This is a genomic window from Achromobacter sp. FW305-C-13 (assembly GCF_058783475.1).
In genome coordinates this window covers 755,770-760,256 of record NZ_JBYSYN010000001.1, presented here as the reverse complement: position 1 = coordinate 760,256, position 4,487 = coordinate 755,770, and the positions used below count along the sequence as shown (strand labels likewise).

General features: G+C 63.5%; 4 protein-coding genes. All 4 read right to left on the bottom strand.

Going from position 1 to position 4,487, the window contains the following annotated elements; translation table 11 throughout:
- Nucleotides 1-169: 169 nt before the first annotated feature.
- Nucleotides 170-1,816 (bottom strand): TolC family outer membrane protein, encoded by a 1,647-nt coding sequence (locus AC3WMU_RS03545; RefSeq protein WP_492281834.1) that lies wholly within the window; start codon nt 1,814-1,816, stop codon nt 170-172.
- Nucleotides 1,809-2,678, bottom strand: a complete 870-nt coding sequence (locus tag AC3WMU_RS03540) for a hypothetical protein (RefSeq protein WP_492281833.1) — start codon at nt 2,676-2,678, stop codon at nt 1,809-1,811. The genes AC3WMU_RS03545 and AC3WMU_RS03540 overlap by 8 nt, the downstream gene beginning before the upstream one ends.
- A 15-nt stretch (nt 2,679-2,693) precedes the next feature.
- Nucleotides 2,694-3,485 (bottom strand): SapC family protein, encoded by a 792-nt coding sequence (locus tag AC3WMU_RS03535; protein WP_088587081.1) that lies wholly within the window; start codon nt 3,483-3,485, stop codon nt 2,694-2,696.
- 509 nt (nt 3,486-3,994) lie between these two features.
- The gene (locus AC3WMU_RS03530; RefSeq protein ID WP_492281832.1) at nt 3,995-4,396 is read right to left on the bottom strand and encodes an Imm1 family immunity protein; all 402 of its coding nucleotides are present in this window, start codon (nt 4,394-4,396) and stop codon (nt 3,995-3,997) included.
- Nucleotides 4,397-4,487 lie beyond the last annotated feature (91 nt).

Genomic DNA, 4,487 nt, shown 5'->3' with positions numbered 1-4,487 from the left:
ATCGTCGCTCGACACTTGTTTGGCGGGCGCCTGAAACGCCCTGAATTAAACGATTCGGAGCCATCCGGTAACCCCCCGGATGGCCCTGCTTTTGCGTGGCCTTGCTCTCGCGTTCCTTGCCAGGGCGAGCGAACTGCCGCGCGCCCCTTGCCGCTCTACCGCTACAGCGCTACAGCATCTGCTGGCTGATCGCCGCGATATCCGCCGCGCTCAGCGTGCCGGCGGCCTGCTTCAGCTTCAGCCCGTCCAGCACAAAGTTGTATCCGGCTTCAGCCTGCTGACGCTTCGCGTTGTACAGATTGCGCGTGGCATCCAGCACGCTGACGATGTCGTTCAGCCCAGCCTGAAAGCCTTCTTCTTTCAGCTTCAACGCCAATTCAAAGGATTCCACCGAGCTGTTCAGCGCCTTGATCCGGTCGATGCCGATCACGATGTTCTGGAACGACGAGAACAGCTGGCGCTGCACCTTGCGGCGCGTGAGGCTCAGGTCGGACGAGGCCGCGCTCAGGCGGCTGGCCGCCGCATGGCTCATGCCGTACGTGTAGCCGCTCTGGAAGATCGGCACGGACAGGTTCACGGTAAAGCGCGTGTCGGCCACCGTGCTGCCGCCGCCGAACAGGCTGCCGCCGGTTTCGTTGCGGCCGGTGGAGGCGCGCAGATTCACGCTGGGGTAGTAGCCGGCCTTTTGCACCGACACTTCCTTTTCGGCCACCGCCACGCCGGCCGAGGCCGCGCGGATCGACCAGTTCTGGTCCAGCGCCGTGCGCAACCAGGCTTGGGGGTCGTTGGGCACGGGCAGCGTCATCGGCAGGTCTTTGCGCACCGGGCGCAGCTTCAGATTGCCGTAGCCGACGATTTCCTGGACGGCTTGCTGCTTGTCCAGGTAATCGTTCCTGGCCAGCAAGGTGTTGGCGTCCTGGATGTCCAGGCGGGCCTGCACTTCGCTCAGGCCCACGCGGGTTTCCTGGCCGCTGTGATAGCGCGCCTGGACCAATTCCTTCTGCTTCTGGGTCGTGCGGCGCTCGGCCTCGGTCAGTTCGATCTGATCCTGGGCAGCCAGCACGCTCAGATAAGCGGTGGCGGTGCGCAGCATCAGGTCCTGCTGCGCGTAGGCGTAGCTGGCCACTTCCTTGCGCTCGGCATCCTGCGACTGGCGCCACTTGTGATAGGCGCCCAGTTCGAAGATGGGCTGGTTCAGAGTCAGCGCCCAGCCGTTTTCGGCCCAGTTCGCGCGCCCTGTCTGATAGACGGCGTTTTCGCTGTCGACCACGTTCTGACGAACGCGGCTGCGGTTGACCTCGCCGCTGACGCTGGGCAAGAGGCCCGCGCGCGCGGACATCACGCCATAGCCCACCGCTTGCAGTTCCTGATAAGCGCCTTGCAGTTGCGGATCGTTCTGCAGCGCCATCATGTAGACCTGGTCCAGCGTCATCGGGTCGGACTGGTCGGGCAACTGCGCGCCGTTATACGCCGGCATGTTCTCCGCCAGGTAGGACGCAGGCGCGGGCAGCACGGTGTTCTCGTCGAAACGCGGCGCGGGCGTGGGCGGCACTTCGTCCATCTGCGCGCTGGGGGTGGCCTTGCCGAAGCCGGAATCTTCCTGCGGCGTATGCTGCCCGATCTTGAGCGATCCGCTTTCCGTCTGCACGCCCGAGGACGCGGCGCCGGTAGAGGCAGGCGCCGCAGTGGCGGGCGCCGAAGCGGCTCGGTCTTGCGACGCGCAACCCGCCACGCTCAGCGCGGCCAGCGCGGCTACCGCCAACAGGCCCTTGCGCGCATGCGCCGGGCGGAAGAGAAGCTTGTCGTTGTCAGTCATAGTAGACAGTCAGAAACTCGTGTCCGTCCCGCGCGGCGCCGGCAGCCAGGCTATAGAGGCTGCGCGGTTCGTCGGGCAAAAGAAAACCCAGGACCTCGCTTTCAACCAAAGCCAGGCTGGCGGCCAGTCGCAAGAGATCGGGGATGAAGGCCCGCAGGGGCAGATCCGCCCCACGGAAGGTGAGCGTGAACGAATCGCGCCGGGTGTCGGCCTCGTCCACTTCCAGAAACATGAAACCCGCCGGATCGGCCTGGGCAGAGGCCTGTGCCACGATGCCCTGCGCCACCTGCCGCAGCACCGGATTGGCAAGCTTGGCCAGGTACGGCGCCAGATGGGCGTCGAACGCCGCACGGTCTTCCAGATGCCGCATCCGGTAGGCGGTCACGGCGGCTTCGCGTTGCGTGGCCGGATGCCATTTGTACCCGCAGCCCAGCGGCAGAACGCCGTGCTGGCGCAACGCGTCGGGCGTCGGCATGAATTCCAGATACACGCGGTAGGTGCCGGCCGCGCCGTCGGGCTCGTAGGCGAAGAACATCGCGCGTGCGTGCTCCATGTCTTGCACCACGCGCATCCACAGCGCCTGCGGGATGGCCAGCGCCTGCGAGAGCGTAGCCAGGTCCAGCTGATGCCAGTGGTCACGCTGGATGCCCAGCATGAAACGGTTACCGACCAGGCCGGCGGCCGAGAACTTCATCGACCACTCGACCCCGTCGATCTGCCTGCCCTTGAATACGGACAGCAGGCGATCCGCCCAGATCCGGGGTTCCCCGTGCAGCGTGTGCAGGGGGATATGGATCTGGGGCTCGGCGCCAGCCTGGCTCGAGGCCGTACCGATCGCGGGAGTCAAGGAGGCGGTCAGCATCGCCCTGACGGCGGATCAGGCCGCGGACTCGACAGGCGCGGCGTCGGTGCTGGACGCCACGTCCTTTTGCTGCTGCGCCTTCACCCGGCGCTGCTCATCCAGCTGCATGGCCAGGCGTTGGATGTTGCCCAGCGACGCTCGATGCAGTTCGATCAGGCGCAGCATGCCGGTGCGCTGCAGTTCGACCACGCGGGCGTCGTCGATGCCGGCGAACTTCTGTTCATCCACGACCCAGAAGCCGCTCAGGTAGCGGTCGCCGTCGGTTTGCGAGATGGTGATCGTCTTGGCGGCGAGCAGGCCCAGCTCGTTCAGGCGCTTGGCCATGTTCTTGGTCAGCTCCATTTCGCCCTGGAACACGCGCAGGAATTCCATCATCTGCGTCAGGTAGCCGGTTTCCTTGCCGTCTTCGAACAAGGCCACGCCGTCGGCGGTGTTGATGCCGGGGTAGGACTCATCGATGCATACGGCCAGACGGTCGGCCTCGGACGTGGTGCCCAGCACGAAGGGATAGCGGCGTGCAAAGGCCGGCACATACGTATCGGCCTTCCAGGTGCCCAGTTCGGTCACGAACAGGTTGGACTTGTCTTCCAGGCCCAGCAGCACGGCCACATGGAAATTGCCGGCTTCATCGCCCACGAAAACGATAGGGTAATGACGGCCGGCGTCCGCAAATTCGCTGGCGGCGATAGGCAGGGCATTCGTATCCAGCGCGAAGGCGTAATGATCCGGCTGGATCTGGATTTTGGTGTTCTGGTGCGCCGCACGGTCCAGTGCAACAGCCCGTTCGTAAAACACAGTCGCTGACATTATTAAAATCTCCTTACCCGGTGTTTGTTACTTGTTCAAGTTTTCGGCAAGGCTGATGCACGCGCAGAACCACGCCTACTTGCGAAAATCCATACGTCTTTAGGATGAACAATCGCAAGAATTAGACGGGTTTTGACAAACTTCGTCTATCCCTGAAACTAGGCATATGCACTGCGGAAAACCCGGAATTTGGGCGCTAATTCGGGCAACGGGCGTTATAAATCGATATATTTCACGCACAGGTAATGACCCCATTTTTCCGGAATACGGAATTTGGGGGATATGCCGGCGGCAGTGATCCATTCGCGGGGATGAATCCGCAATTAGTTACCGATTGACCCACTTTTCGATGCGCTGATTCCGACCGGAAGTTACTCCGGCGGCATGGCCTGCGCATCGGACTTTAGTCGTAGCCGGGGACAAGGCCCGCCCGCGGATGGCGGGCAGGCGGTGCAAGGGAGAAGCGGATTTCGGGGTTTAGCGGCGTGCCTGGAATCGACGCGACGCGCCTATTCGCTGACCCACTGCAGCTCGGGCGAGGGCTCGCCTGCCTGCTGGAAATGCCTGACCGCCGCCAGAGCAAGCGCGCGGTCCACGCACTGGTATTGCTGATAGCTGCCCGACTGGCCGCCGACCACGACGTCCTGGTCGTGGTCCTCGGATTTGGCCGGATCGACCAGCGTATAGATACGGGCGTCGTCATCCAGCGTAATGGACACGACATAGGCGCCTTCGCCGCCGCCGATCGCCATGACGGTTTCGTCTTCGGTCACCAGCGCAATGGAGCTGAATTCCGCTCCATCCAACTGGTCCAGCGCGGCCAGCAATTCCGCATCCGAGGGGTCGGCACGCTCGCTGACCGCAGCCCGTTCGCCTTGGCGGCGTTCTTCGATGAGTTTTTTTATTTTCATGAATTCGGATCCCCCGATTATGGTTATCAAGCCGGCCGCCCACACGGGCCGGATAGCCGGCGCGTGTCGCCATGCACGCATCAGCCCCGTC